33 protein-coding genes and 1 tRNA gene are annotated in these 23,449 nt (G+C 61.7%); 15 read left to right on the forward strand and 19 right to left on the reverse strand.

Going from position 1 to position 23,449, the window contains the following annotated elements; all coding sequences use genetic code 11:
• Nucleotides 1–93: 93 nt before the first annotated feature.
• Nucleotides 94–2,289: a TonB-dependent siderophore receptor gene (locus N0B28_RS10140; RefSeq protein ID WP_275731647.1), complete on the reverse strand. Its 2,196-nt coding sequence runs from the start codon at nucleotides 2,287–2,289 to the stop codon at nucleotides 94–96.
• 103 nt (nucleotides 2,290–2,392) lie between these two features.
• On the reverse strand, nucleotides 2,393–4,339 hold the full coding sequence (locus N0B28_RS10145) for a methyl-accepting chemotaxis protein (protein ID WP_100632510.1): 1,947 nt from the start codon (nucleotides 4,337–4,339) through the stop codon (nucleotides 2,393–2,395).
• Nucleotides 4,340–4,641: 302 nt separating this feature from the next.
• Here N0B28_RS10145 and N0B28_RS10150 point away from each other — a divergent pair, with 302 nt between their 5' ends.
• Nucleotides 4,642–6,807 (forward strand): methyl-accepting chemotaxis protein, encoded by a 2,166-nt coding sequence (locus tag N0B28_RS10150; protein WP_100632511.1) that lies wholly within the window; start codon nucleotides 4,642–4,644, stop codon nucleotides 6,805–6,807.
• Between the two features lie 182 nt (nucleotides 6,808–6,989).
• Nucleotides 6,990–7,063: transfer RNA gene (locus N0B28_RS10155), tRNA-Cys, on the forward strand.
• A gap of 99 nt (nucleotides 7,064–7,162) precedes the next feature.
• On the opposite strand, the gene N0B28_RS10160 is transcribed toward N0B28_RS10155, so the two are convergent.
• The 9 genes from N0B28_RS10160 to N0B28_RS10200 form a co-directional block, all read right to left on the reverse strand.
• The gene (locus N0B28_RS10160) at nucleotides 7,163–8,212 is read right to left on the reverse strand and encodes a tyrosine-type recombinase/integrase (protein WP_275731649.1); all 1,050 of its coding nucleotides are present in this window, start codon (nucleotides 8,210–8,212) and stop codon (nucleotides 7,163–7,165) included.
• Nucleotide 8,213: 1 nt separating this feature from the next.
• Nucleotides 8,214–8,456: a DUF4224 domain-containing protein gene (locus N0B28_RS10165; RefSeq protein ID WP_088514779.1), complete on the reverse strand. Its 243-nt coding sequence runs from the start codon at nucleotides 8,454–8,456 to the stop codon at nucleotides 8,214–8,216.
• Between the two features lie 81 nt (nucleotides 8,457–8,537).
• Nucleotides 8,538–8,771 carry a hypothetical protein gene (locus N0B28_RS10170; RefSeq protein WP_116054775.1) on the reverse strand — a complete coding sequence of 78 codons (234 nt, stop codon included), beginning with the start codon at nucleotides 8,769–8,771 and terminating at the stop codon, nucleotides 8,538–8,540.
• Nucleotides 8,772–8,814: 43 nt separating this feature from the next.
• A complete protein-coding gene (locus N0B28_RS10175; protein WP_027609605.1) occupies nucleotides 8,815–9,150 on the reverse strand; it encodes a hypothetical protein in 336 nt (111 codons plus the stop codon).
• A complete protein-coding gene (locus N0B28_RS10180; protein WP_275731652.1) occupies nucleotides 9,147–9,533 on the reverse strand; it encodes a phage protein NinX family protein in 387 nt (128 codons plus the stop codon). The genes N0B28_RS10175 and N0B28_RS10180 overlap by 4 nt, the downstream gene beginning before the upstream one ends.
• Entirely contained in the window at nucleotides 9,530–9,886 is a 357-nt protein-coding gene (locus tag N0B28_RS10185; protein ID WP_275731653.1) for a hypothetical protein, read from the reverse strand. Before N0B28_RS10185 ends, N0B28_RS10180 begins: the two co-directional genes overlap by 4 nt.
• Nucleotides 9,883–10,149, reverse strand: a complete 267-nt coding sequence (locus N0B28_RS10190) for a hypothetical protein (RefSeq protein ID WP_275731655.1) — start codon at nucleotides 10,147–10,149, stop codon at nucleotides 9,883–9,885. Before N0B28_RS10190 ends, N0B28_RS10185 begins: the two co-directional genes overlap by 4 nt.
• A complete protein-coding gene (locus tag N0B28_RS10195; RefSeq protein ID WP_275731657.1) occupies nucleotides 10,146–10,439 on the reverse strand; it encodes a hypothetical protein in 294 nt (97 codons plus the stop codon). The genes N0B28_RS10190 and N0B28_RS10195 overlap by 4 nt, the downstream gene beginning before the upstream one ends.
• Complete coding sequence (locus N0B28_RS10200; RefSeq protein WP_058541205.1) at nucleotides 10,436–10,762, reverse strand: hypothetical protein; 327 nt, start codon at nucleotides 10,760–10,762, stop codon at nucleotides 10,436–10,438. The genes N0B28_RS10195 and N0B28_RS10200 overlap by 4 nt, the downstream gene beginning before the upstream one ends.
• Nucleotides 10,763–10,945: 183 nt before the next feature.
• Between N0B28_RS10200 and N0B28_RS10205 the strand changes: the two genes are divergently transcribed.
• Nucleotides 10,946–11,242 (forward strand): hypothetical protein, encoded by a 297-nt coding sequence (locus N0B28_RS10205; RefSeq protein ID WP_116054764.1) that lies wholly within the window; start codon nucleotides 10,946–10,948, stop codon nucleotides 11,240–11,242.
• A gap of 3 nt (nucleotides 11,243–11,245) precedes the next feature.
• On the opposite strand, the gene N0B28_RS10210 is transcribed toward N0B28_RS10205, so the two are convergent.
• The 4 genes from N0B28_RS10210 to N0B28_RS10225 all read right to left on the reverse strand — a co-directional run bounded on the left by N0B28_RS10210 (nucleotide 11,246) and on the right by N0B28_RS10225 (nucleotide 13,768).
• Complete coding sequence (locus N0B28_RS10210) at nucleotides 11,246–11,539, reverse strand: hypothetical protein (protein ID WP_275731659.1); 294 nt, start codon at nucleotides 11,537–11,539, stop codon at nucleotides 11,246–11,248.
• Nucleotides 11,540–11,631: 92 nt separating this feature from the next.
• Nucleotides 11,632–12,555, reverse strand: a complete 924-nt coding sequence (locus N0B28_RS10215; RefSeq protein WP_275731661.1) for a DNA cytosine methyltransferase — start codon at nucleotides 12,553–12,555, stop codon at nucleotides 11,632–11,634.
• Between the two features lie 18 nt (nucleotides 12,556–12,573).
• The gene (locus tag N0B28_RS10220; protein WP_275731662.1) at nucleotides 12,574–12,924 is read right to left on the reverse strand and encodes a hypothetical protein; all 351 of its coding nucleotides are present in this window, start codon (nucleotides 12,922–12,924) and stop codon (nucleotides 12,574–12,576) included.
• Between the two features lie 82 nt (nucleotides 12,925–13,006).
• Nucleotides 13,007–13,768 (reverse strand): GIY-YIG nuclease family protein, encoded by a 762-nt coding sequence (locus tag N0B28_RS10225; protein WP_275731664.1) that lies wholly within the window; start codon nucleotides 13,766–13,768, stop codon nucleotides 13,007–13,009.
• Between the two features lie 76 nt (nucleotides 13,769–13,844).
• On the opposite strand from N0B28_RS10225, the gene N0B28_RS10230 reads away from it, so the two are divergent.
• Entirely contained in the window at nucleotides 13,845–14,204 is a 360-nt protein-coding gene (locus N0B28_RS10230; RefSeq protein ID WP_275731665.1) for a hypothetical protein, read from the forward strand.
• A gap of 63 nt (nucleotides 14,205–14,267) precedes the next feature.
• Here N0B28_RS10230 and N0B28_RS10235 read toward each other — a convergent pair whose 3' ends face one another.
• Entirely contained in the window at nucleotides 14,268–14,606 is a 339-nt protein-coding gene (locus tag N0B28_RS10235) for a hypothetical protein (protein ID WP_275731666.1), read from the reverse strand.
• A gap of 118 nt (nucleotides 14,607–14,724) precedes the next feature.
• Between N0B28_RS10235 and N0B28_RS10240 the strand changes: the two genes are divergently transcribed.
• Complete coding sequence (locus tag N0B28_RS10240) at nucleotides 14,725–14,958, forward strand: hypothetical protein (protein ID WP_275731667.1); 234 nt, start codon at nucleotides 14,725–14,727, stop codon at nucleotides 14,956–14,958.
• Between the two features lie 128 nt (nucleotides 14,959–15,086).
• Nucleotides 15,087–15,320 carry a PLD nuclease N-terminal domain-containing protein gene (locus N0B28_RS10245; protein WP_229589100.1) on the forward strand — a complete coding sequence of 78 codons (234 nt, stop codon included), beginning with the start codon at nucleotides 15,087–15,089 and terminating at the stop codon, nucleotides 15,318–15,320.
• 6 nt (nucleotides 15,321–15,326) lie between these two features.
• Here N0B28_RS10245 and N0B28_RS10250 read toward each other — a convergent pair whose 3' ends face one another.
• Entirely contained in the window at nucleotides 15,327–15,602 is a 276-nt protein-coding gene (locus tag N0B28_RS10250) for a hypothetical protein (protein ID WP_275731669.1), read from the reverse strand.
• A 162-nt stretch (nucleotides 15,603–15,764) separates the two neighbouring features.
• The gene (locus N0B28_RS10255; RefSeq protein WP_275731670.1) at nucleotides 15,765–16,154 is read right to left on the reverse strand and encodes a helix-turn-helix transcriptional regulator; all 390 of its coding nucleotides are present in this window, start codon (nucleotides 16,152–16,154) and stop codon (nucleotides 15,765–15,767) included.
• A gap of 254 nt (nucleotides 16,155–16,408) precedes the next feature.
• On the opposite strand from N0B28_RS10255, the gene N0B28_RS10260 reads away from it, so the two are divergent.
• A complete protein-coding gene (locus N0B28_RS10260; RefSeq protein ID WP_275731671.1) occupies nucleotides 16,409–16,639 on the forward strand; it encodes a hypothetical protein in 231 nt (76 codons plus the stop codon).
• A 583-nt stretch (nucleotides 16,640–17,222) separates the two neighbouring features.
• On the opposite strand, the gene N0B28_RS10265 is transcribed toward N0B28_RS10260, so the two are convergent.
• Entirely contained in the window at nucleotides 17,223–17,951 is a 729-nt protein-coding gene (locus tag N0B28_RS10265) for a helix-turn-helix transcriptional regulator (RefSeq protein ID WP_275731672.1), read from the reverse strand.
• Between the two features lie 383 nt (nucleotides 17,952–18,334).
• Between N0B28_RS10265 and N0B28_RS10270 the strand changes: the two genes are divergently transcribed.
• The 8 genes from N0B28_RS10270 (at nucleotide 18,335) to N0B28_RS10305 (ending at nucleotide 23,362) form a co-directional block, all read left to right on the forward strand.
• Entirely contained in the window at nucleotides 18,335–18,613 is a 279-nt protein-coding gene (locus N0B28_RS10270) for a hypothetical protein (RefSeq protein ID WP_275731674.1), read from the forward strand.
• A gap of 376 nt (nucleotides 18,614–18,989) precedes the next feature.
• The gene (locus tag N0B28_RS10275) at nucleotides 18,990–19,754 is read left to right on the forward strand and encodes a helix-turn-helix domain-containing protein (protein ID WP_275731675.1); all 765 of its coding nucleotides are present in this window, start codon (nucleotides 18,990–18,992) and stop codon (nucleotides 19,752–19,754) included.
• On the forward strand, nucleotides 19,751–20,419 hold the full coding sequence (locus N0B28_RS10280) for a replication protein P (protein ID WP_275731676.1): 669 nt from the start codon (nucleotides 19,751–19,753) through the stop codon (nucleotides 20,417–20,419). Before N0B28_RS10275 ends, N0B28_RS10280 begins: the two co-directional genes overlap by 4 nt.
• Nucleotides 20,416–20,619, forward strand: a complete 204-nt coding sequence (locus N0B28_RS10285) for a hypothetical protein (RefSeq protein WP_236176112.1) — start codon at nucleotides 20,416–20,418, stop codon at nucleotides 20,617–20,619. Before N0B28_RS10280 ends, N0B28_RS10285 begins: the two co-directional genes overlap by 4 nt.
• Nucleotides 20,616–21,053 carry a VRR-NUC domain-containing protein gene (locus tag N0B28_RS10290; RefSeq protein WP_123753187.1) on the forward strand — a complete coding sequence of 146 codons (438 nt, stop codon included), beginning with the start codon at nucleotides 20,616–20,618 and terminating at the stop codon, nucleotides 21,051–21,053. Before N0B28_RS10285 ends, N0B28_RS10290 begins: the two co-directional genes overlap by 4 nt.
• Nucleotides 21,050–22,348: a site-specific integrase gene (locus N0B28_RS10295; RefSeq protein ID WP_275731680.1), complete on the forward strand. Its 1,299-nt coding sequence runs from the start codon at nucleotides 21,050–21,052 to the stop codon at nucleotides 22,346–22,348. The genes N0B28_RS10290 and N0B28_RS10295 overlap by 4 nt, the downstream gene beginning before the upstream one ends.
• Nucleotides 22,345–22,665, forward strand: a complete 321-nt coding sequence (locus N0B28_RS10300) for a hypothetical protein (protein ID WP_275731682.1) — start codon at nucleotides 22,345–22,347, stop codon at nucleotides 22,663–22,665. Before N0B28_RS10295 ends, N0B28_RS10300 begins: the two co-directional genes overlap by 4 nt.
• 10 nt (nucleotides 22,666–22,675) lie before the next feature.
• The gene (locus N0B28_RS10305) at nucleotides 22,676–23,362 is read left to right on the forward strand and encodes a hypothetical protein (RefSeq protein WP_275731684.1); all 687 of its coding nucleotides are present in this window, start codon (nucleotides 22,676–22,678) and stop codon (nucleotides 23,360–23,362) included.
• Nucleotides 23,363–23,449: the final 87 nt, after the last annotated feature.

Raw genomic sequence — 23,449 nt, forward strand, 5'->3', positions numbered from 1 at the left:
TTTGCGCGGCGCGAGGTGGGCATTTGGCCAGCAACGCCGGCTCCTGCAGGCTGCGTGCGCCCGTGCAGGAGCCGGCAATGCCGGCGAAGGGGCTCAGAACTCCAGCTGTGCCGAGAACGTCAGGGTACGCGGCGCGCCCAGGAAGTGGTCGCTCAGCCAGTACGCCTTGTTGGTCAGGTTGCTGACGTTGGCGCGCAGGGTCAGGGCGTTGTCCGCCAGCGGCAGGCGATAACGCGCACCGGCATCGAAGGTGGTGAACGACGGCAGGCTGTAGTGGTTGGCCTCATCCACGTACTGCTTGCCGGTGTAATAGGCGCCGCCGGTCACGGCGAATCCGGGCACGCCGTTCAGGTCGTATTCGGCGTACACCTTGGCCAGCTGGCTGGCCACGCCCACCGGCTTGTTGCCCTCGATGCTGGCGTTGGCCGCCTTCTTCACCTGGGGGTTGAGCAGGGTCAGGCCGCTGACCAGGGTCAGCTGCGGGGTGACCTTGCCGGTGATGCCGAACTCCAGGCCGTTGTTCTCCTGGCGTCCGTCCTGCACGTAGATCTGCTGCTGGTTGGTGTAGCCATTGGGCTTGTCGATGTTGAACAGTGCCAGGGTCAGCAGGGCTTCGCCCACTTCGGCCTTGACCCCCACCTCATACTGCTCGCTGATGGCCGGGGCCATGGCCTGGCCGGCGTTGAGTGCGGTGTTGGGCGCGATGCCGCCGGCCTGCAGGCCTTCGATGTAGGTGGCGTAGGTGGTCAGCCAGGGCAGCGGCTTGTAGATCAGCGAGACGTTGGGCGAGGTCTTGCTCTGGTTGTAGTTGTCGATCTGGCTCGGGGTGCCGAGCGATTCGGCCCACACGAAGTTGTCGCTGAAGGTCTTGATGCGGGTGCGGGTGACCCCGAGGATGGTCGACCATTGTCCGTTGAAGGTGATCACATCGCCCAGCAGCAGGTTGTCGGCCTGGGTGCGCGAGGACAGGCGCTGGTCGCCGTGGCCGATGGAGTAGTCGGGCTTGGCGTACTGCGGGGTTTCATCCAGCGGGATCGAGCCGTTGCCGCCCACCGGCTGGTACTGCGGGCCCGGGAAGGGAATGTAGTCGGTGTAGTCGCGTACCCGCGCCACGTTGCCCTGATAGCCGAAGGTGACCTTGTGGCCGATGCTGGCGGTGTCGAAGGCCGCGTCGGCGAACAGGTAGGCCGAGGTTTCCTCGCGCTCGACCGGGGCGAAGGCGTACAGCGGTTGGCTGTAGACCCCGGGCGAGGTCACGGTGGGGCCGGTGTAGGCGTACTGGGTGCGGTTGCGGTCGTGGGCCACCGCGCCGCGCAGGCTGAACACCTCGTTCAGGCGCCAGTTGAAGCGGCTGCCGACGCGCTCGTGCTCGCTGTCGGAGAACGCCCAGCGCTGGCTGTAGAGCTTGTCGTTGTCCAACTGATCGGCGTCGGGGCGCAGGCGCTGGTCGGCGAAGTACCAGTAGCTGGTCAGGCCGTGGGTCTGGTTTTTCTTGTACGAGGCGTCGAACTGCACCAGCAGGTCGTCGCTGACGTTCCAGTCCAGCGCCAGGCTGACCATCTTGCGACGGCGGTTCTGCAGGTCGATGGCGGTCTCGCCGTCCTGGGCCAGCACGTTGACGCGGTAGGCCAGCACGCCCTGATCGTCGATCGGGCCGCCGAAGTCGCCGTGCACATAGGCGTTCTCGCCGCCGGCGTTGCCCAGGGTCACGCTGTTGTAGCGCTCGTAGGTGGGGCGCTTGAGCACGTAGTTGACCAGCCCGCCCGGGCTGCCGGGGCCATACAGGAAGCCGCTGAGGCCGGTGACGATCTCCAGGCGCTCCATCTCCTCGACGAAGTTGCCGCTGTCGGAGCCATTGCTGAAACGCAGGCCGTCGTTGGCGATGTTGAGATTGCCCAGGTCGTTGAAACCGCGGATCGCCACCGAACTGGCATAGCCGGCGCCCGAGGGCGAGGTGAACTGGGTGAAGGGGCTGAGCTTGAAGATGTCGTCGGTGGAGGTGGCCTGGGTGTTGCGGATCAGCTCGCTGGACACCACGCTGATCGAATAGGGCGTGTCCTTGAGGGCCATGCCGCCCAGGGCGCCGACGTTCTTCAGCGAGTCGGTGAGGTAGCCGGCTTCGGCGCTGCCGTCGGCGATGCGGGTGGCGTTGACGTCGGTTTGCGGCAGGTTCAGCCGGGCTTGGGGCACAGCCTGTTCATCGGCGGCCAGCAGCGGCGTGGCGATACCGGCGCAGGCAATCGCAAGCGCCAGCAGGTGAGGGCGGGGCGTAGGGGCGGCAACGGACATGGGGTCAGGTTCCTGATGTGAATGGTTCTCAGTAACCCTGTTGCCGCACGAGAAACAAAAAGTGACAGAGGCGCTGCAAAATAAATCGTGCAGCGCCTTTTTTTCAGGTTTTGAAGCGCCGTACCAGCGTGTTCATTTCGTTGGACAGCTGGGTCAGGTTGAACGCATCGCTCTTGGCTTCACTGGCCAGTTGCGCCACCCGCTGCGCATCGCCGTGGATCTGGCTGATGTGCTGGTTGATGCTTTCGGCCACCTGGTGCTGCTCTTCGGCGGCGGTGGCGATCTGGGTGTTCATGTCGCGGATCATGTCCACCGACTCGCGGATCTGGCCAAAGCGGGTGCGTGCCTCGCCGATGCGGCTGACCGAGTCCTGCGACAGGCTCAGGCTGGTGTTCATCTGTGCGGCGACCTGGCTGGTGCCGCGGGCCAGGTTGGCGAGCATGCCGTCGATCTCGGCGGTGGAGTCGGCGGTGCGCTTGGCCAGCGCGCGCACTTCGTCGGCCACCACGGCAAAGCCGCGACCCTGCTCGCCGGCCCGCGCCGCCTCGATGGCCGCGTTCAGGGCCAGCAGGTTGGTCTGCTCGGCAATCGAGCGGATGGTGCTGAGGATCGACTGGATGGCGTTGCTGTCGCGCTCCAGCTGCTGCATGGATTGCGCCGACTGGGCGATTTCCTGGCTGAGCTGGTCGACGCTGCCCACGGCGGCGTCGATCTGCTGCTGGCCCTCGGAAGCCTGGCGCTGGCCGTTGTCGGCCGACTCGGCGGCCTGGCTGCACGAACGCGCGACCTCGTTGGCGGTGGCGACCATTTCATGGAAGGCGGTCGACACCATGTCCACGGCCTCGCGCTGGCGACTGGCGGCGTCGGCCATTTCGTTGGACACGCTGGTGGCGCTGTGGGAGTTGGTCAGGATGCCGTCGGCGGCGTGCATGATGTGCTGGATCAGGCTGCGGATCGCGCCCAGGAACTGGTTGAACCAGCCCGAGAGCTGGGCCGTTTCGTCGTTGCCGCGCACATGCAGGTTGCGGGTCAGGTCGCCTTCGCCCTGGGCGATGCCTTCCAGGCCGTGGGACACGTCGTTGATCGGGCGCACGATGACCTTGGCAAAGCTGGCACCGACGAAGGCGAACAGCAGCCCAAGCGCGGCGGCAATGCCGACGATCAGCCAGGTGAGGCGAGTGGCCGAGGCCATCACTTCACTCTGCTTGACCAGGCCGATGAAGCGCCAGCCCAGTTGCTCGGAAGGCCACACGTTGGCCATGTAGCGCTCACCGTCGAGCTCGATCTCCACCAGCCCCTGGGTAGTCTTGGCCAGCTGCGCATAGCCCTGGCCGAGGCTGTCGAGCTGTTTGAAGTTGTGCGCCGGCTGCTTGGGGTCGACCAGGATGTTGCCGCTCTGCTCCAGCAGCATCACGTAGCCGGTTTCACCCAGCTTGAGCTGCTTGATGATCTCGGTCAGTTGCTTGAGCGACACATCCACGCTCACCACGCCGCCGTTGGCGCCCAGCGCGTTGGGCAGGCTGCGCACGGTGCTGACCAGCACCGCGTCGTCGTTGGCCCAGTAGTAGGCGGCGGTACGCAGGGTCTTGCCCGGGTTGGCCTGGGCCATCTTGAACCAGGGGCGCTGGCGCGGATCGTAGTTGGCCAGGCTGGGGTCTTCGGGCCATGAGATGTAGCCGCCCTCGGTGGTGCCGATGGAGATGTAGCCATAGGCCGGGTGGCTGGCGCCGAGGCGGGCAAAGTAGTCGAACACCGGTTTGTCCTGCGGCCCCATCGGCAGCGTGGGGGCGTCGGGCGAAATGTACTTCTTCAGGCTGGCGTCGGTGTTCTGCAGCATGGGCAGCTTGCTGAGAAATTCGATGTTCTGGCTGATGCCGTCGAAGAACAACTGCATGGCATTGGCCACCTGTCGAATTTCGCGGTCGCTGCCGTCGACGAAGTTCTCCCGCGCTTCCAGGCGGATGTTGAGTATCACCAGCGTAGCGACGACCAGTATCGGTACGCAGGCGATGGTCGCGAAGCCCCACGTGAGTTTCTGTTTGATGTTCATATCCGCTCCGCTGACGCCGTTTAATTGTTGTTTCGTCTGGTCGGGTTATCGGCGTGGCGAGCGGCCGCTTGAGCAGCAAAGGCAAGGATTGTAGGACATTTCATCTGCGCACTCCTGCGGTGCACACAAGCGCGTTCATGCGCCGTTTCGGGGCGCAGAAAAGGTGGGTTCGCAGGGGGCATGGAAGGGGCTGGCAGAGTGCTATCTGGCTGGCTTGCGCGTCGGTTTTCAAGGTGGTTTTTTGCGTTGGCCTGGTAGTTGCCTGCCGAATGGACAAAGGAATGTCGTATCGGGAGATGTAAATGTCGCTATCGAACAATTGCATGCAACTGTCCGCCGCAGAAAAGCGCTGGCTGCCATGGTTTGGCAAGACCGGCAAACTGGCCATGGGCTGGGCCTGCCGCCTCAACCGATCGGCGTACCCGGTGATCGGGCAGACCTTCGAAGCCATTGCGCATACCCGCGTCAAGTTGCTGCAGGGCTGGGCCCAGGAGCAGTGGGAGCACCTGGCGGAGCTGGCCGCCAGTGCCGGCAACGACATCCGCAGCCTCGATGGGCAGGTCTTGCAGCAGAAGCTGGCGCAGGCCGAAGACTTTTCCGAATTGTTCGTGGTGGATGCGGCGGGCGAGGTGCTTGCCTCGACCTGGCGCGGCCAGGGCACGCGCCCGCGCATCGACCCACGGCCGCTGGCCGAGGGGCTGAAGGCGCCGTTTCTGCATGGGCCCTACAGCGACCCGCTGACCCTGGCGATCGGCCCGTCGACCTCCAGCTTTCATGATGAAGTGACGCTGATGTTCTACCAGCCGATCAAGGTCGACCGCCAGGTGGTGGGCTGCCTGTGCGCACGGGTGCCCAACGACGTACTGGGCGACCTGATCCAGCGCGAGGCCGGGCATATCTTTGCCGAGTCCGGGGACAACTACCTGTTCATGGTGCAGTCGCGTTTCGACCCCGGCCTGCAGCCGGGGGTGGCCTTGTCGCGCTCGCGCTTCGAGGACGGCACCTTCAGCCACGGCGAGAACCTCAAGAGCGGCGTGCACACCCCGTGGAAGACCGTGCAGGTGCAGCGCCACACCGAGCTTGAGCTGCGCTTCACCGACCCGGCCACCGGGCAATTGCACCCTGGCGTGCGCGAAACCATCCGCACCGGCGCCAACCTGTTCGTGAGCTACCCCGGCTACTCGGACTACCGCCACATTCCCGTGGTGGGCAAGGGTGTGACCTTTCAGTTGCCCGGTTCGCCGGACCGCTGGGGCATGATGTGCGAAGCCGACCTGGAGGAGGTGTACCGGCGGCGCTCGCTGAGCTACGGCCTGATGAAGCCGTACCTGGCGACCATGCTCGGCCTGTTCGTCAGCAACTACCTGGTGCAGCACTACAGCGGCCTCGACCAGGGCCTGATCGATGCGTGCGAGGGCGTGAGCCTGCTGCTGGCCGCGCTGGTGTTCAGCGTGCTGGGGCCGCGGCGCCTCGCCGCGCGCCTGAGCGAGATGACCGGCGTGATCAGGGCCATCGCCGAAGGCGAGGGCAACCTGCGCCAGCGCCTGGACACCACGCGCATGGCCAATGACGAGACCGGCGACATGGGGCGCTGGATCAACAGCTTCATCGACCATCTGGACGCGGTGGTGGGGCAGGTGATCAAGGCCAGCCACAGCGTGGGCACCACCAACCAGATGATGCTGGGGCGCAGCCAGGCCGCCAGCCTCACCTCCGAGGAGGTGGCCGATGCCGTGCACCGCATGATGGTGATCGTGGAGGAGCAACTGGGCGAGATCCAGCAGGCCTCGGCCGGCGCCGAGCAGATGAAGCAGGCCATGGACGAGGTGGTCAGCCGGGCGCGGGAGCAGTTCCTGACCGTGCAGGCGGGCACCCAGTCGATACGCGATGTGGTGCAGCGTTCATCGTCCAGTGTCAGGTTGCTGGACAGCCGCATGGCCGAGATCGGCAACATCACCGGGCTGATCAGCGACATCACCAGCCAGACCAACCTGCTGGCGCTCAATGCCGCCATCGAGGCGGCGCGTGCCGGCGAGCATGGTCGCGGCTTTGCGGTGGTGGCCGACGAGGTGCGCAGCCTGGCGGCGCGCACGGCACGGGCGGCCGACGATATCCGTACGATGGTCGACGGTTTGCACAGCGAGACGCAGCAGGCCGTGGGCTTCATGCAGAGCGGCGTGCAGGACGTGGATGACAGCCTGCGCCTGGCCGAGCAGGCCTCGTCCGAGAACGTGCAATTGCACCGGGCCGTGGAGAACATGTTCGGCATCATCCAGCAGCTCAACCAGCGCAGCCTCGAGTACGGGCGCACCATCAAGGAGGTCGATCAGGCGTCACTGGAAATGCGCCAGACCGTGACGGTGTTGCACACCAGTGCCGAGACCGTGCGCTTGAATGCGAACAAGCTGCAGAAGCTGGTGGGCGTGTTCGAAGTCAGCCGCGGGGCAGGAGAGCCTGCCGCCGCATGACCCCGTTGACGAAAACCCACCCCAAATCTTTTTTAAATCAGGGGGTTGCAAGCCCTCCCGAATGCGGACATAATGGCGTCCATCGAAAGCGACGAGAAATAAAAATCTCAACGTTTTCAATGAGATGCAAATCTCTACAGTTTGTACGTGATTGAGCTGCTTCAGAGGGTTCAGTCATTTGAGGCCGAGTAGCAAAGTGGTTATGCTCCGGATTGCAAATCCGTCTACGCCGGTTCGATTCCGACCTCGGCCTCCATTATTGAAAGCCCCGCAGATTAACGTCTGCGGGGTTTTTCTTTGGGCGAAAGAAAAGGCCTGAGTTCCGAAACTTTGAGGGTGGAGTTCCGAAACTTTTCTATTTAGAAGGCTTCGCGATGGCGCCGATCCTGCGGTAAACGCGCTCGGTAATGCCTTCTTTCGAGTGGCCAAGCAGCAAGCTGGCATCGCCCAGATCTGTGATCTCCGAAGCCGCCTTGGGGCGGATGTCGCGGAACTGAAACTGCGCGATTCGGTTGGCGAGCTCAGGCTGCTTCTCGCTGATGGCTTTCAGTCGGGCAGACTCCCGTGCCTCCTGCCACCGGTTGCGCAGCATCTCCCAAGACAGCCGTTTGCCGCTGGCGCTCAGGATGAAGAATGGCGACAGATGCTCCCGATTCCTAAGCTTGATGCGATCCAGAAGTGTGCCCAGGCTGTTGTTCACCCCATTAACTTCCAAGATGATCCTCAGTCGCTTACCGGTTTTGCCCTGGCTGACCAGCAGGTAGGCCCCTTCCAAGTCGTCCTTTCGCATGGACAGCACGTCCGCTGGCCGCTGGCCGGTCAGGTATGCCAGGTCCATCGCGTCCTTCAGCTCCATCGGGGCCTCTTCATACACCGCTCGCCATACTGCCTCGTTAGCGTAGTAGTCGCGGGGCTTCTCCTTGTTTTTCCTCACCCCCAGGCATGGATTCTGCTGCGTCGTCAGCCCCCACTCGCGAGCCGTGTTGAATACGTGCGACAGAAGCGCGATCTCACGATTGGCCCTGGTCTTCGCGGATCGGCTATCCCTGTACTGCGCGATCATGGCTGGTGTGATGGCATCGATAGGCGCCGAATCGAACACCATCCTCAGTTGCTTCAGTTCGTAGATGTTGTCCTTCTGGGTGCGGGGCGCTTTCTTAGGCAAGATATGTCGTTCGTACTGATCGAAGATCCCTTTCATGGTCGTGAGTTCGGCCGGTATGGTTTTCGCCTCCAGCTCGGCCCATTTGAGTTTGGCCTGGGTCAGATCCGTGCCGAGGGGAATCTCCTTGCCGACGGGGTCTCGGTAGTAATATCCGACCCATTCCTTGCCGCTCTTCCTAGTGCGCTTGCGCCGGTAAACACCAGGCGGCAGGTCGCGATTCTCGGTACTTCTGGGGCGCATTTCATTTCACTCGGGAAAAGTCAGGTGTCCACGCCGCGGTCGGCAGGGGTGGGGGTGTAACAGGCAGAACGCCGAGCGTGATGCCAAGCTTCATGCGCGCGTACTGGCGGCCCACCAGGGGGCGACCGCCGCGGCTCTCGACGAAGTGCCAGTTGCGATCAGTGAGCCAGCGACGCTGCCAGCCCCTGGCCTTGTAGCCAGTCAGGTCAGCCAGCTCTTCGTCCGAAAGGATCTCGGTTTCCATGGGTAGGCTCCAAGCCGCATGTTGGCGGCAATAGCTCTCCATGCCCGCGCATATCGGCGGGCTTGAGTTGTAGGGGGAGGGTTACTGAATCTTGCCGGTGAGGCGTTCGCGCCAGGTCAGGCGGCGGGGTAGGCGCTCGCGGTCCCCGATCTCGACCACCACATAGGCTGTGCGGTCGAAGGCGGCGTCACGGCGCGCTGCAAGAAGGCACGCTTCGTCATCAGCAACTTCATGACTGGTTGCGTTCAGCTCGTGCACGTTGAAGCCGTTGCTATGGACGTGCCAGCCGTGGACAACGGCAATAAAGCGGCTCATCGCGGCCCCCTGTAGATCAGGTAGGCCATGTAGGAGAGGGCGATCATGGCTTCCACCTCTTGCCCACGCGGTACACCATCATCATGTTGTGATGGAGCGGAACTTTGAGGACGTGGTCGAAGAACTCGCCCTTTCCAGAGATGAATCCGGTAGGCACCTTGGTTCCCCCGGCGCCGAATTCACGCCAGCATTCTTCGCCGCCGTTCTTTTCCCAGTAGGCGCGCTCGCGCTTTGGGATCTCATCGTAGGTTTTTTCGAACACGGAGATATCAGGGATATCACAGATCCTGCGCCATGCGGGATTGCGCTTGCACCATTCAGCAGCATGCTGAGAGGCTTGATCGACAGAGTAGAATTCCTTGGTGCTTTGTTCCGTCATGGCATCAGCTCCTTCGGCACCTGGACTGTCCAGCCGGTGATTTTGGTTATGACGGCTCTGCAGATCGCTACAAGCGGGCTTGGGCCCATCAGCCAGTCGGTGGGCTCATTCGGCCTGCTGGGGTAGGCCGTCCATCCGCCCCGCACTGGGCCATCGCCGATCTGATGCTTTGTCTTCAGCGGCCCTCCAAACACCCAGTTCTCTTGCGGGTTGTACCGCTCGCAGCGTTCGGTTGCTTCGCCGCGGTACTGGACGAACACCCTGGCCGGCGCGCCGTAGTGCGGCTTGGCCACATGCACATCCAGCCCCTCGGCCTTGGCGATCGCCCAGGCCAACTGCTCGCCGGCCAGGTCCGCCGTCTTCACTTCGATCAGGTCGGTCATGTTGCCTCCGTATCGGCTTGAAGTAACTGTGCTGCCATCTCGGCAGCGAGGCCAACGGGCCACCAGTAGCGCGGGCGCTGATGATCCGGGTAGCTGGCCTCGCGCAGTACGAGACCTTTTCGCTCAAGAGCCTTGAAAATGCTGAGCACCGAAGCAGCTGCGAGGTCGAGGCGAGCGCCGACCTGGTAGGTCAGCCCGCCAAGCCAAAATGCGCATGCCTGATCGCCGGCCGCCAGCTTCTTGCAGTCTTGCTCGTACAGGTACGGGGTTTTCTCCCGGTACCGCAGTACGTTGGCGCGGGATACCTCGCGCAAGGCATCGAGGACGCGCTGCTGGTTGCTGGTCAGTTTCACAGCTCATACCTCTCATCAATCCAGCGCCCAGGCGCCAGTGCGGGTGTAGGTTCGGGTTGTGTTTCGTGCGGGGAGAGCTGGCGCTCGTTGCCGGCCTGCAGCTGGCTGTCGGGGATGCAGCTGATGCCGCCTTTGCTTGGGCCGTCGTAGATCCAGCAGGTGGCGCCGTTCTCGCCGTCGTGGAAGACGCTGACCCCATACGGCAATGAGTCCGCGCTGGCGCTGGCGGCCAGCAGCAGGAGGCAGAGGGCGAGGCGGGTCATGGCTGCACCTCGCCGCTGTAGCGCTCGTAGCCTTCGCCGTACTCATGGCAGTAGGTCGCAGGCCAGGCACCCCGGGTGCCCTCTGGCACCATGTTGTACATGCAGGCGTAGGTGCCGCGACCCGGGGTTGTCTTGATCCAGACGTGGACAGGGCCGCCAAGCGCCCAGCCCGGATACCGCTTGATGGCTGCGGCCATGAATTGCTCGAGGTCGTGATGCCCCTTGCTCATGACGATGTAGGTGTCTTCGCCAACGCTCTGCACGTCGAGCGGATGCTGTTTCAGCCTCATGGCGTCACCACTCTACGACCCCACCAGCACACCGGACCGTCGTCGGTGTCGTGGATTGCCAGGCAGAACCAGCCATCACCATCGGGCCGGTAGGGTTCCCAGTAGCTGCAGTCCGGGTCGTGGCTTTCGAAGTACCTGTCAGCTATAGCCTCGTCGGCGTATTCCAGGCTGACCTTGCCGACCTCTAGGCCCTGCTCAGCAATCCAGGCCTTGCACTTGTCGCCATCACCCTCGTCGAAGTCGGGTAGGTCCGGGTGCTGGAACATTCCGTATTCGTCGCGCACGACCGGCGCCGGCTGGATCAGTTTGATTTCTTCAGGCATGACTCTCTCCTGCCGCAGGCCGCAGCAAATGATTGAAATTGTACGTTTATTTGTATTTGTACAGGTTATGTAGAAGTTACTTAGCCGGTCGTCTGAAATACGAAAAAGAGCTTCCTAACAGGCTGGCCAGACTCGCCATTTTGAATACGATCAAGTGCTAATAACCGGAAAAAGGAGTCCGAAATGAGACATCGTGGGGAGTGTTACTGGGCGTGGGCGGATCCTCGGTTGCACACCAGAACTCACGACGAAATGCTCGACGACGGTACAACCATCGACGTTCAAGTGAGGTTGTCGAGGACGGGCGCCACACAAATGTTTATCGGTGTGTATGCCGCATGTGGTGTGGCCATTCTCGAAGAGGCTTACGATTCACGCCCGCAAGAATCAATGACACGCGCCTTGGCATGGGGCGTAGGTAGAGCTCGCCGCATTGCAGTTGAGCAGGAACCAGCTCGGGCAGTTGCGAAGCAGGCCTAAATCTCAAGGGATGCGAACCCACCAACTCTGGGCGTAAGCAACGCCTTCGATGATCTCGATTCCTGTGAACGTCGCGCCCAGAGTGGACATACCAGTCATGACTGCTTCATACAAGGGTGGCAAATCAGGCTCGCCCGGGTGAACTTTGAGGATCGACGCCGAGTTCGAAGCCCGACCCAGCGGCGCGAACTCATCCAGGCGCAGGTGCACGTCGCCGCGGATCGGATGGAATGCGCGGATCTCCTTCTGGCTACGCGGCACGCCGCGCACGCGCATTGGAACGATAAGGAAGTGCATAGAGAGTACTGTTCAAATAAACAGTATTTTGTTCCCGCAAAACTCGCCCGTCGATGGCGGTTCGTCGGATGGAGTACAAATGTTCTCTTTGGTCATGCAGCCTTCTTTAATGCCTCGATGACTCGCTGTCCAGCGAGCGGCGGTACCGCGTTGCCTGCCATGTGCATAGTCAGGCGATGGTTTGTTGGGCGCCTGGTATCAGACGGGAATGACATTGCTGCTAGGCCCTCGTCAGCGCTGAGCATTCGCATTCGGGAGCCATCGACCAGGGCCCAGCGATCCACCGTGGTAATTGTGCCGATCGGCCGACCGATATCGCGCCCTGTCGTGCCGGAGCCTCTGCCGTAGTAAGGCATGATGAATCGCTCACCGAAGCGTTGGCGTCCGTTGCGCACCCGGTCAAGCGTGGCCTGGGCCCGACCTGGCTTCTCGATCTGCGACCAACGACCGGTGTCGAAATCGAGAAAGCTGCTCGCCGGTACATGGCGCTCCTGCGGCAACTGAAGCATCAGCGGCGCTTTGCTGCGCGTCAGGACCATGAACAGGCGAACCCGATGCTGTGGCACGCCCAGGTCGGCGCAGTCCACGATGTGAGGCGCCGCCTGATACCCCAGCGCCTGAACAGCCTGCAACCAGGCCGGGTAGAGCACCCAGTCGGTGAACTCCGGCACGTTCTCGATCACTGCCGCTTGCGGCCGGTGGAATTCCAGAGCCGATACCGGCGCCCAGGCTGTCGAGCGTGATGCGTCGTGCTCAGGGTTGCCCGACTTCTTGCCACGGGCCTTGGCGTGACCCTGGCAGCAGGGCGAGGCCAGCAGGATGTCGTGCGCCGGTACATGCTCCCAGCGGGCCTGGTGCAGGTCCTGGCAGACGTGCTGCGTATCGGGGTGGTTGGCGCTGTGCCATTCAACGGCCACCGGCCAGTGGTTTGCCGCCCAGAGAACCTGGACGCCTGCGGCGCGCGCGCCGGTGCTCCATCCGCCGAGGCCGGCGAACAGGTCGATTGCTGTGGTCATGGTGGTCTCGCTGGAGGATCAGTCGAACAGGTGCTCGCGGCGCCCGGTCTCGTGGTAGTGCAGGTCCTGAATTGCCTGCTGCTGGTCGATGGTGAACATGGGGTTGCAGGTGGTGCAGTGGCCGGCGATCTTGATGGCCTGGAACGACAGCGTGATGGATGAGTGGCCCCGGTAGCAGGAAGGGCACGTGATCGAGTCGATGTCGCAGCACAAGCGAGCTTCGTCCTCGCCGTCGTGGATGGTTTTGCATGCTGGGCATTCGAACATCTCTTCCACTTCTGGCTGACAGCACTCCCGGGCTCCATCTTCATCGTCGTGGATGTCGCCACAGGAGCCGCACTTGTAGAGCGTCCTGATCTGAATCTTCATGGTGCCTCCAGGCATGCGCCGCCCTCGCCGGGGAGGCGTTATCGTTGAATAGGGGAAGGCGCTGGCGGGCAGCGCGGAAGGGTCAGACCAGCTCGACCAGAGGTAGCGGCACCTGGGCCTGATCGACGGCACCGGCAGGGCGAACGGTGTTGAACCCTGTCTCAACCGCCGCCAGGTTTTCGATCCAGTGACTTTCCCGCTGGGTGATGTAGGCCGCTCGATTGGTGCAATCTGCCGGGTAGGCGATCACCTCGAGCACGGAAAACTCCCAGTCGGTGATATCGGAGCCGCCCAGGGCCGCGTGGAATTTGCAGCTGGTTGGGTTGCTCAGGTGTTGCCACCACCGCAGCGTGAATGGTTGCGTGGTCTGGCCGACGTAGACGCGGCCGCTAGACTTCTGGCGCACCTGGTAGATCACCGGAGGCGAACGACCCTCGCTTGCCAGTTTGAATTCCGAAAGGTCGCGAAACCTGGCCGCCGCCTGGCACTTCTCGGTGCAGTAGTCGTGGCTTTTGGTTTCAGTGTGCGGGTCGTTGTATTTGTCGATCAACTTGAAGACCGTGCCGCACTCCTTGCATGGCCTGTTTTCGAAGCGACCCAGCAGGTAGGTGTCGTCCTCGTCGATCGGCTGGATGTGCAGTAGATACTCGTGCGCTTCCATGTCCTTGCGAAGCACGCGCGACGGAAACTGGCGCTCGTATTGCTCCTCGACCACGACTTTCGCTGCCTTGCGGTCGGGCCCCTCAACCATGCCGCTGAACACTGGCGGCCAGGCCCATTCATCCTCGCCGTATGCGTTTTTGGCCGGGCGTCGGCCCTTGATCTGGAAGTAGAACTTGGCCATGGCTTTCTCCATGCATGCGCCGCCCTCCGTGCTGGTGGCGGCATGGTGGCAATTTGGTTTGGGATGATGTATTCGTATGCCTTTGTTGCCAAAGGAAATTATCGTGGCGGATTTTGTTCTCAACGGATGCGTAGTAGTTCAAGCAGCAACAGTGGCTATTAATCTTCAGCAATTGGAGGATGAGGGCTTCATCACTAGCGTCCAGCCAAATTATCCGCTGGCAATGCACGACGGCCAGCTTGCCTACTACTGTGAACACCTCAACTCTGAAGTGGGCGAGGAGGATGCATTTGGCAGCAGCTGGATCTGCACTCGTGTAGGGGCTTTTTTGACCATCTATCGCCTAGATGGTGAGTCTGGAGACCTTGGGAGAAAAGCTATCAACGATGCAGCGGATGATTTAGCTCTTGCTGAAGGGTCTAAGCGCGACTGGTAATGGTATTTGGTGCAAATACCTCATCACCCGGGTCCTGCTGAATCATCAGCATGCTCTTGCGGCCTACCGGCTCTCGCCAGGGTCATGCTTCAGCTCGGCCCTACTGGCCGCTTCAAACCTTCGCGCTAGTTTTGGCGATATCTTAAAAGCTGGCGCGTCAGGCTTTTTCAGGCGGCGCGCTTGCTCTCGATGGTCAACAGCAATGAACGCCCAGTGCATGTCCTGCAGCAGCTCCTGCAGCTGGGTGTAGCCGTGAACCTTCATCGCCTTGGTCAGCTCCGCGCGCGTCCCGGCCGCCGTCTCTACAGGCAGCGTCTCGACGCCCAGGCGCTCGGCCTCCGCCTTCTTCCTGTCGCGGTAATCCGCCGAGTGCTTCGCTGCCCCCGTCTTCTTCTCGGCCATCTTCAATTCCTTCTGCTGGGTCTCATGTAGTTAGCGCATGAGACATTTGTGCAAGTTGAAACCTAATTTGAAGCAGACTAAATTTAGAGTTCCATCAACTTTTCGGAGACTCAGGAGCATGCCAACTGATCGCGAGCTGCAGCTCGAACAGGCGCTTATAGCAGTGATCGCATCATCAGAATTACTTGGCTGTAACATTGATTTTCTGTGCAATCGCGCCATTGGCGGCATTATTGGCGGTGTTGAGTTCGCCAATATTCCTGAAGCGCACGTTCAGAGTGTTATCGACGAAATTGAAAGGGCGAAAGCTGCTTCGAAACGCAGTATTGATGCAGCCATTCAACAGGGCTGAAAACTATGCGGCGCCGCTTGGGGAGCTAGGTGGCGTCGAGGTCCTCTTCAGTCCAGCCCATCGAAATATTGAACCCACCTGCTGACCCGCTCGCCTAACCCTGTATCAACCCACAGGGAGCAGCAGTCATGTCCAACCTCGCCATCTATTTCTGGATCGCCGTTGCGGTGATCGTCATCCTTGTCGACCTATGGGCCATCGTCAGTGTGTTTCGCAGTGACAAAACTGATGGCGTTAAGGTCATGTGGTTTCTCGGCATCGTGATCTTCCCGGTTGTGGGATTGATCATCTGGGCGCTGTTTGGGCCAAGGGGAATCAAGCCAGGGACCGGACCAACTTCGCCAGAGCACAGCAAAGGGTGACAGTAGTCACGTTGCCGGCCTGCCCACCAACTTACGGTCGGCGGCAGCTTCCAGCGCCTGGGCGGTGTTGACCGCGACCTTGTAGTTGAAGCAGAACACCCGGGTCTTGCCCGTGGCGCGCTCGATGATGTGGTAGGCCTTGCCCTTAGCGACGACCTGGTAGCGCACCGACTGGGCCGGCGCGGTCAGGCCGAGGATGACGTGCAGGTTTGCCGGCGGCAGGGTGGTTCGTGCACGCATCGCGGCCAGGCCGTCGACGCGCTGCTGCATGGATGGGTGCATGGGGATCTCCAAGGGACGGGCAAGAAAAAGCCCGGCGTACCGGGCTGGCTCAGTAAGTACCACCTCACGTGAGCTACCGAGGCCGCATGTGGCGGTCCGGCAAGGGCTGGCGGTTACATGGCGGCATCCTCCGTTGTTCGCCGCTGGGAAGGCAGTGGCCACCTATGAGTGCAGCTCCACGCTCTCAGCGCGGCGCAGCACGCGAACCTGGGCAATGCGTCGTTCAGGGGCTCGGCGGTCGCGGCGCATCGGGTCACCGCCGCCGGCAGCAAGTGAGTGCATGGCGATCAGCGCGGCGAGCACAAAGCACATGGGGCTGATGATCTGGCGCTTCATGGCCTCGGCTACCGCCGCTGCCCGACGCGCTACACCGAGCTTGAACATCGCCACCGACAGCCGTTTCGCGACGGTGCCCGGTGAAATGTCGAACGCGCGGGCGATCTCTTTGGCAGTCATTCCCTGGGCAACAGCGAGCAAGCACTGAAGCTCGCGCGGGGCCAGGCCGCGCCCGAGGTGACCTTTCCACTGGCCGCTGACGATTGTCGATTCCATGATTTGCCTCGGTGGGTGGCTGCATTGGTCGTAACGCTCGCCGCCGCAAAACTCCCGGACCAGGGGAGGGCGAGCGTCACGACCAATGCAGCCTGGTGCTGGGGAGTACCAGGTGATTGGGCAGTTTGCGTCAGGCTGACGTGGCGCTGGTTGTTTGATGGCTTGCAGCCACCTCACCACTGCCCAGGTGACGGGCATTGCGCTAGGCTGAGCGCTCTCACACAGCACAGCCAGCAAAGGAGGGCGAGCCGCGAATGCGCAAGCTCAAGTTGAGGTACAAATACGACTCTGACGACATGAACCCAAAGCACCTTGAGACCGACCAAGCTATCAAGGTTGGCGACGCGGTTCAGCTTGACGACGGGTATTGGTATGGCGTCATGGACATTCGAATTCTGAAGACAGATATCCAGCTAACTCTCTCGAAATCGTCTCAAGATGCGGAGGAGGCAAAGCTTGTAATGAGCCAGCTATTGTCCGACTGAGAACGATGGTTGCGAACTTGAGGCAGTCTTGTTTGCTGATATCCCGGCTGGGGTGCATTAGCGTGAGCTTCGTCCTCAAGCCAGGGTTGCCATGACATGCGAGCGTCATCAGTGCCGCCTCTATCCTTCCCTGTAGTGATGGCGCTTCCACTGATGGCTTCCTTGAGCCTCCTTTTTGATTCCGCATAGGGCATCTCCTGTTGACTTCCCGTCTGGCCTTGTCGCCAAGGCCAATCGGTGAAATCACCCCGGCCTCGCTACTGGCGTCAGGCCGGGTGCATATCGTTGGTTGTTTTTCCGGCCGCGACCCTTGTCCGCCGGATAACTGTTCTTGGCGCTTTACGCTGCACGCCTGGGTCAGTTGCCAACCCTCTGAACCGTTCAGGCCGGTTCATCGCTGCCTTCAATCTGGCCGGTGGTGATCCGGCGTTGAGGCAAATTTAGAAAACTAAACAAAATTGGTCAAGGTTTATTTTTAAGAAAACTTAACAATTGGCGCGCGGCCGTTTCGAGGCGAGAGATTTCGGAGAGCAAGGAGGGTGTAAGGCGGGCAATAAAAAGCCCGGCGATTGCCGGGCTGTGGCTACTTACGTTTTGGAGATCTTCGCACTGTTGACCACCAGAAGACCCGACCCAGCATTCGGACCTCCTCCTGAAATTGTTCGGCGGTCATAATTTCGTCTGGGTAATCCTCAGTATTTTCGCTTCGAATGCGTACCGCACCTGCCGGCAGGCGATACAGGTACTTCACTCGCAGCATTCCGCCGTGATTGAAGGCGTAGATCTCACCGTCAATGATTGAGGTGTCGGTCAAGTCAAAGCCGATCGCCGCACCGTCAAGGATCAGTCGCTCCATGCTTCTGCCGCGAACGCGGGCGCAGGCTGCGCTATTGCAATCAACACCTGCAGCACGCAGCGTGGCGTTGCTGAACCTAAGCTTCCTATCAGTCACCTCAACTACTTCGGTCATCCCGTGACCACCCGAAAACTCAACTTCGGCGTAGTAGGGCACCTCGCACTCATCGTCATCCAGTGGATCACCTTCGTCCCAAACGGCGAGATCACCGAGCAGCTCTGCGTTGGCCTGGGGCGCACTGCGTCGAGCCTCCTGAGGCCCTTTACCACTCGACAGCCACTCGGGATTGCAATCCAAGGCCTTGGAGAGCGCCAGAAGGTTTTTGCCCTTGGCCCCATTCGTTCCGTTCAGCCAAAACGTAACCGTGGCCCTGGATACGCCAGTGCGCTCACTGAGGTCGGTTGCACGGAGGCCAAGGGCCTCCATGCGAGATTTGAGTCGGTCTTTGAATTCCATATTTAGGATTCTAAACAATGCGTTGTTTAGATAACTTGCCTTCTGTTGTTTATCTTTCTAAACTCGGCGTGAACAGTAGGAGAGACACCCATGACATTCGACGAAGCCCTTGAGTACTTCGGGTCCGGACGAGCCATCGGTGACGCCCTCGGCGTGAGTGGAAGCCGGGTGTCCCAGTGCAGAGCGTCCGGCGGCTTCTCATACCCCATGCAATGCGTGCTTGAAAAAGAGTCGTCCAGCCGCCTTGTTGCGAAGCGAGAGGACGATCCAGCACATGGCTCAGGGAAGACGGCCGCCTGACCACGAAATGAATTATCCGCAACTTGGTGCACCACCAGTAGCGGCCTGCAGTAGCTGTGAATTTAACCAGTAGGAGAGAGCAGATGGATCAGCAGAAGGGATGCCCTGGAGATGGCGACGAAGGCGAAAAACTCGACCACATCGCCGATCAGACCGTGCTGGGCGCCACCATCGAAAGCGCTACCAAGGTTGACGGGTGCCCTGCCTGGCTGCTCACGAAAGGTGGCGGGGTCTACATCAATTCCGCGTATGTGGCTGATTCAGCATGTTCTGGAGTGTTGAAACGTCCATTTTCAGGATTGAAAGCGGCCATTCGTAATCTGATTGCGCGTCTCCGCTGCCACACCCTTGGGCAGGGTTAGCAATGAAGTACTCCGCCGCCTTGGTGAGGGCTTCCCCATCAAAGCCGGGTGTTGAGCGAAGGGTGGACGCCAGAGCTACCAGTGAAGTGATCATTCCCTTTTCAAACGGTGACAAGTTTTCCATGTCCGGTCTCCTTGGACCTTGTTGTGTGGAAGCAAAAAGCTACCACGGATGCACCGGGCACCCATAACGCCTGAATTGCAGGCGAAAAAAAACCGCCTGGCAGGGCGGTCTTCTCTACATCACAACGGGGTCGATTATGCACATAGCAATCGATGCAAGCAATACCAGCCCTATCGCGTCAGGTTTCGGTTTCCCCGTGAACCTGTCGCGTCAGGTCGACATCGGCGAGGGCGGGGCGTGAGCGTTCAAGCAATGACCTGGGCGCTGGCCATCCCGAAGGCCTCGCTCGACAACCCAGCCGCGCGTCATGTGCTGCTGTGCCTTGCGAACTACGCCGGTAGCGACGGTCGTGGGGCATTCCCCTCTGCAGGCACGCTCTCCGAAGACACTGGCCTGTCCGAGCGCACCGTCCGCCTCAAGCTGGACGAGCTGGAGAAGGGCGGTTTCATCGTTGAGGGAAACCAAGCCATCGCTGCGGCGTACATCGACCGCCGGGATCGCCGACCCGTGGTCTATGACCTGCAACTGAAGCGGGGTGCAAATACTGCACCCCGTAAAGAGCGGGGTGCAGCTGACCGCACGGGGTGCAGCTCACAGCAGAACGGGGTGCAGGAAAACGCAGAACGGGGTGCAGCAGCTGCACCCAATCCGTCATTGAACCATCAATTAACCGAAGAGCAGCAGCCGCGCGATCTGGCTGGCGTAATCGAGCAGCAGGATCGACAGGCCATTGAGCCGCAGGAAGATCGCCAGCACTTCGCCATGTTCGCCGAGTGGAATCCACCCACCAACCTGGTTACCGCCCAGCTGAAATTGGCCGGCCTGACCTTTGAGGTTCTGACGGAGGAAGCGCTCCAGAGCTTCCTGGGCTACTACATCGCCAAGCCGCAGGTGTTCGACAGCAACGGCGGCTGGTGCTTCCGCCTGGCCAAGTGGGTCAAGACCGAAAAAGCCAAGGGCGCAGCTGCGCACGAAGAGGCCGGTACCGACTGGACCAAGAAGGGGGTTCGAGTATGACAGCCACCAACGTCCGCCAGCTGTTGGCCAAACGCCGAACCGATCCGACCTATCAGCCTCCGGTAGAGCCGGGAGCGATGCCGATCGATCCGGCAACCCGCCAGGTGATCGAAGACCTGTTTCTTCGGCTACGTGGAGCCTGCGGCGCCTGGCGCCAATCCTGGCCAACTCCTGCGGTGATGGACGCGGCCAAGCTGGAATGGCTCGGCGAGTTTATGCGCTCGGGCATCACCCGTCTGGAGCAGATCGATCACGGCATGCGCGTGCTGAGTGCCAACAAGTCGGCATTCATCCCGGCGCCTGGCGTGTTTGTGAGCTGGTGTTTCGCTCCCGAAGGCCTTGGCTTGCCCGGCGTCGAGAAGGCCTATGCCCAGGGTCTGCGCAACTGCCACCCGGCAATGCGCACATCAGCGAAGTGGATGCATCCAGCTGTCTACCACGCGACTGCTGCGACTGGCTTCCACAGCCTGCCACTGATGTCGCGTGAGCTCGGGCTGGCCTGCTTCGAGAAGCACTATCTGGTGCAGTGCCGGAAGATCTGGCAAGGCGAGAGCCTTGGCCCGGTACCGGTTGCCGAGCTCGCTGCACCGGCCGCCCCGCGCTCGCTGGATGTTGGCCGCGCCGCGCTTGACGCGCTGCGCTCCGCCCGGGGAGGTCGGTCATGACTCATTCAATGTTGGCCGCGCCCGACCTCGCAGAGTACCGCTGGGCGCTCTATGCCTGCGGGCATCTGCTCGACCTCACTACCGAGCCACACCCGCCCGTGGGCCTGTATCGCGACGAGCAGTCGGCGAGGCTGCACGGCCTGCGCATGTGGCCAAGCACCTTCACCGTCATCGATCTGCATAAGGACGACCTCTCATGAGGGCTGCTCGCCTGTTTCCCGCCAAGACCGCGCCCAGCAAGCCGCGCGCCAAACCCGTGGACCGTGAAGGCCAAGAACAGGCCGCACTTATGCGCGAACTGCAGCTGCGCTTTCCGGCCGCATTCAAGCTGATCTACCACGTACCGAACGGCGGGCACCGAGTGAAAGCGGTCGCCGCCAAGCTGAAGGCCCAGGGCGTGAAGGCTGGCATTCCTGACCTGGTGCTGCCGATGGCGCGGGGTGGGCACTTCGGGCTGTACATCGAGTTCAAGGCCATGCCGCCGTTCGATGCGCCGGTCTCGGCCAGCCAGGACGCTTGCATTCAGGCGCTGACCGATCAGGGTTACCTGGCCATCGTGTGTCGTGGCCGGATCGATGCCGTTGAGGCGATCAGGGCCTACCTGTTGCAGCCGCAGACCCGGGTGGCTGCATGAGCGCGACCCGGGAAGTGAAGTTCAGCGAGGCCGAGGTGCGCCGTCAGGCCGCCGACATGTCGGTACGAGACCTGCGCGACGCACGCCACCCCGGCCTGCGCCTGCGATTCTGGAGCAGTCGTGACCGTGGTACTTGGCACCTTGTGCGCGGCAAGCACTGGGCGCCTATTGCTCGCTGGCCCGACCTCAGCGTTGCAGCGGTGCTGACCGAGCTGCCTACGCTGCGTCAGCGCCTGATGCGCGACCCTGTGACCGCGCCCATAGCCTCGGGCATTGCCACTGTAGGCCAACTGCTCGACTGGTACGGCGATCGCATGGCTCGTGATCGGTCACTGTCGGCCAAGCGCAAGGCCAGTGCCCGCTCGGCCATCGCCCAGCACCTGAAGCCGCGGCTGGATGACCTGGCCGTAGTCGATGTGACTGCCGACAGCCTGGACAAGCAGCTGATGTGGCCGAGCCAGGCCGTGGTGTCGCTGTCATACCTGCGCCAGATGTTCGCGCTGCTGCTGACCGCGTTCCGCCAAGCCCTGAAGCTGGGTCTGATTGATCGAAACCCCATGGCCGGGATGCGCTTCAGCGACTTCACCAAGGCCAAGATCCTGCCCAAGGCAGCGCGGCTGCGTGGCGTGCAGTTGCCCGAACTGATGCAGCAACTGGCCCAGGCCTTCGAGCAGGCGCCCGGCGACGCCATGCTGGCCCTGATGATGCTGGCCCACGGCAGCAGGATCGGTGAGACCCGGCTGGCGCGCTGGAGCGATGTGTCCCTGGCCGCTGCCGAGTGGTTCATCCCCGCAGCCAACGCGAAGACCCGCACCGAGCACCGCCTGCCACTGACGGCCCAGCTGAAGGCGCTGCTGAGTCGGTACCGGGCCATCCAGCAGGCCGGGGGCTATGAGGGCGCTTACCTGTTCCCGAATCGTCGCGGTCAGCCGCTGAGCGAGACCCAGGCCAGCGCCGTGTTCACCCGGTTGGGGCAGGGGCAGTGGACCAGTCACGACCTGCGCAAAGTCTCTCGTACCACTTGGACCGACCTCGGTATCGACGGGCACATCGGCGAGATGCTGCTGAACCACTCGCTGGGCAAGATCGCCAGCACCTACATCCACACCCAGGCCATGCAGCAGCGCCGGGCAGCCCTGGAGAAGTGGCACGGCTGGTTAGACAGCATCGGTTTTTCGGCCATTCACGGCCTTACCGAGGCCTTATTTGAAGTTTCACAGAGTCGCGTGCAGCCCACGGTTGGCGGGGCTCCAAGCGGTATTGACGAATTTGTTATTAGCGAGGATTCAAAGTGACAAGGAAGAGCCATGGCCCTGCCTTCAAGAAGGCTGCGATCAAGTTGGCTCAGTGCCCTTTGTGCCGTGGGAGAGCGGTCACTCAGGGTGTGTTTCACGAACTGCCATGCAGCCACTGTCATGCCTCGGGCTTTGTGGCGGCTGCAACCGGCGAGGCCCTGGCCCTGGATGAACTGGTGACCCAGCTCGCCATGAGGCTGCAGGCAGCGACACGGCAGATCGAACAGTTGAAGAAGCCTCGGGCCACTGGGCCGGAGGCTCTGTATCAGGATGGCAACCGGCTGGGCGCCGGCGGCACAAACTACACGGGCGATTGAGGGGAAGGGCATGATCTATAGCAGCGTATCGGGAGCGGTAGTCGCGGCATTGGCGGCTGGCGAGAAGGGATCAGCAAAGGGGCAGGCGTGGCAGAAGCTGTACAAAGCGGCGGAGGAAGAGGGCGGATGCTTGGCGTCGCTTGCCGGCCAGCCGGGAGGCGTCGACCAGGCCCAGATCGACTTCTGGGTGTCTGCGCGACTGCACCACATGCTCAAGCCGCAGCACTGGGATGTATTGGTGGCGAAGTACAGCACGAACAAGGCGAAGAAGGTCCAGGCCATCACCCTGGTGCGGCCGCGCATTGCCAGCCCAGCCTCGCAGCTGTTCATCTACAAGGCGGTCACGGCCTGGGCAATCCCGAAGCTCAAGGGCGCTCGTCGTAAGCCGCCGCGTTCCGTGTCGGTTGAGATTCCTTTGGATGCCTCGGCCTGGCGTCGTGACGCTACCGTGAATGCTGCCGTTGCTGCTGGCCAAGCGGAAAAGAAACGCATCGAGGCGTTACAAGAGGGCGTGATCATCCTGCCGGACAGCTTCTACGACATGAACACCTGGGACCTCGATGCTACTCCGGAGTCGACGCGCCGCCGCTGGAGGGCTGAAATCAACGAGAAACTCGAAGGCCTGGTGGATGACGCACTGGCTGATGTGAAAGTGATTCTGGAGGCTGAAGGGTTGCTGATGAAAGAGGCCGCGTGATTGCCTGTTGACATCAGTGAGCGACTGAGCGAAATTATCCCCATCCTGTCATTCCTGCGCGTTGCTGAGGAGTGGCACAAAAGCCCG

Source organism: Pseudomonas sp. SD17-1, from assembly GCF_029201585.1.
Taxonomy (GTDB): domain Bacteria; phylum Pseudomonadota; class Gammaproteobacteria; order Pseudomonadales; family Pseudomonadaceae; genus Aquipseudomonas; species Aquipseudomonas palmensis.

Excerpts from the sequence above, each read along its gene's own strand:
- N0B28_RS10140 (WP_275731647.1), bottom strand. The coding sequence starts at position 2,289 with ATGTCCGTTGCCGCCCCTACGCCCCGCCCTCACCTGCTGGCGCTTGCG.
- N0B28_RS10145 (WP_100632510.1), bottom strand. The coding sequence starts at position 4,339 with ATGAACATCAAACAGAAACTCACGTGGGGCTTCGCGACCATCGCCTGC.
- N0B28_RS10150 (WP_100632511.1), top strand. The coding sequence starts at position 4,642 with ATGTCGCTATCGAACAATTGCATGCAACTGTCCGCCGCAGAAAAGCGC.
- N0B28_RS10160 (WP_275731649.1), bottom strand. The coding sequence starts at position 8,212 with ATGCGCCCCAGAAGTACCGAGAATCGCGACCTGCCGCCTGGTGTTTAC.
- N0B28_RS10165 (WP_088514779.1), bottom strand. The coding sequence starts at position 8,456 with ATGGAAACCGAGATCCTTTCGGACGAAGAGCTGGCTGACCTGACTGGC.
- N0B28_RS10170 (WP_116054775.1), bottom strand. The coding sequence starts at position 8,771 with ATGAGCCGCTTTATTGCCGTTGTCCACGGCTGGCACGTCCATAGCAAC.
- N0B28_RS10175 (WP_027609605.1), bottom strand. The coding sequence starts at position 9,150 with ATGACGGAACAAAGCACCAAGGAATTCTACTCTGTCGATCAAGCCTCT.
- N0B28_RS10180 (WP_275731652.1), bottom strand. The coding sequence starts at position 9,533 with ATGACCGACCTGATCGAAGTGAAGACGGCGGACCTGGCCGGCGAGCAG.
- N0B28_RS10190 (WP_275731655.1), bottom strand. The coding sequence starts at position 10,149 with ATGACCCGCCTCGCCCTCTGCCTCCTGCTGCTGGCCGCCAGCGCCAGC.
- N0B28_RS10195 (WP_275731657.1), bottom strand. The coding sequence starts at position 10,439 with ATGAGGCTGAAACAGCATCCGCTCGACGTGCAGAGCGTTGGCGAAGAC.
- N0B28_RS10200 (WP_058541205.1), bottom strand. The coding sequence starts at position 10,762 with ATGCCTGAAGAAATCAAACTGATCCAGCCGGCGCCGGTCGTGCGCGAC.
- N0B28_RS10205 (WP_116054764.1), top strand. The coding sequence starts at position 10,946 with ATGAGACATCGTGGGGAGTGTTACTGGGCGTGGGCGGATCCTCGGTTG.
- N0B28_RS10210 (WP_275731659.1), bottom strand. The coding sequence starts at position 11,539 with ATGCACTTCCTTATCGTTCCAATGCGCGTGCGCGGCGTGCCGCGTAGC.
- N0B28_RS10215 (WP_275731661.1), bottom strand. The coding sequence starts at position 12,555 with ATGACCACAGCAATCGACCTGTTCGCCGGCCTCGGCGGATGGAGCACC.
- N0B28_RS10220 (WP_275731662.1), bottom strand. The coding sequence starts at position 12,924 with ATGAAGATTCAGATCAGGACGCTCTACAAGTGCGGCTCCTGTGGCGAC.
- N0B28_RS10225 (WP_275731664.1), bottom strand. The coding sequence starts at position 13,768 with ATGGCCAAGTTCTACTTCCAGATCAAGGGCCGACGCCCGGCCAAAAAC.
- N0B28_RS10230 (WP_275731665.1), top strand. The coding sequence starts at position 13,845 with ATGCCTTTGTTGCCAAAGGAAATTATCGTGGCGGATTTTGTTCTCAAC.
- N0B28_RS10235 (WP_275731666.1), bottom strand. The coding sequence starts at position 14,606 with ATGGCCGAGAAGAAGACGGGGGCAGCGAAGCACTCGGCGGATTACCGC.
- N0B28_RS10240 (WP_275731667.1), top strand. The coding sequence starts at position 14,725 with ATGCCAACTGATCGCGAGCTGCAGCTCGAACAGGCGCTTATAGCAGTG.
- N0B28_RS10245 (WP_229589100.1), top strand. The coding sequence starts at position 15,087 with ATGTCCAACCTCGCCATCTATTTCTGGATCGCCGTTGCGGTGATCGTC.
- N0B28_RS10250 (WP_275731669.1), bottom strand. The coding sequence starts at position 15,602 with ATGCACCCATCCATGCAGCAGCGCGTCGACGGCCTGGCCGCGATGCGT.
- N0B28_RS10255 (WP_275731670.1), bottom strand. The coding sequence starts at position 16,154 with ATGGAATCGACAATCGTCAGCGGCCAGTGGAAAGGTCACCTCGGGCGC.
- N0B28_RS10260 (WP_275731671.1), top strand. The coding sequence starts at position 16,409 with ATGCGCAAGCTCAAGTTGAGGTACAAATACGACTCTGACGACATGAAC.
- N0B28_RS10265 (WP_275731672.1), bottom strand. The coding sequence starts at position 17,951 with ATGGAATTCAAAGACCGACTCAAATCTCGCATGGAGGCCCTTGGCCTC.
- N0B28_RS10270 (WP_275731674.1), top strand. The coding sequence starts at position 18,335 with ATGGATCAGCAGAAGGGATGCCCTGGAGATGGCGACGAAGGCGAAAAA.
- N0B28_RS10275 (WP_275731675.1), top strand. The coding sequence starts at position 18,990 with ATGACCTGGGCGCTGGCCATCCCGAAGGCCTCGCTCGACAACCCAGCC.
- N0B28_RS10280 (WP_275731676.1), top strand. The coding sequence starts at position 19,751 with ATGACAGCCACCAACGTCCGCCAGCTGTTGGCCAAACGCCGAACCGAT.
- N0B28_RS10285 (WP_236176112.1), top strand. The coding sequence starts at position 20,416 with ATGACTCATTCAATGTTGGCCGCGCCCGACCTCGCAGAGTACCGCTGG.
- N0B28_RS10290 (WP_123753187.1), top strand. The coding sequence starts at position 20,616 with ATGAGGGCTGCTCGCCTGTTTCCCGCCAAGACCGCGCCCAGCAAGCCG.
- N0B28_RS10295 (WP_275731680.1), top strand. The coding sequence starts at position 21,050 with ATGAGCGCGACCCGGGAAGTGAAGTTCAGCGAGGCCGAGGTGCGCCGT.
- N0B28_RS10305 (WP_275731684.1), top strand. The coding sequence starts at position 22,676 with ATGATCTATAGCAGCGTATCGGGAGCGGTAGTCGCGGCATTGGCGGCT.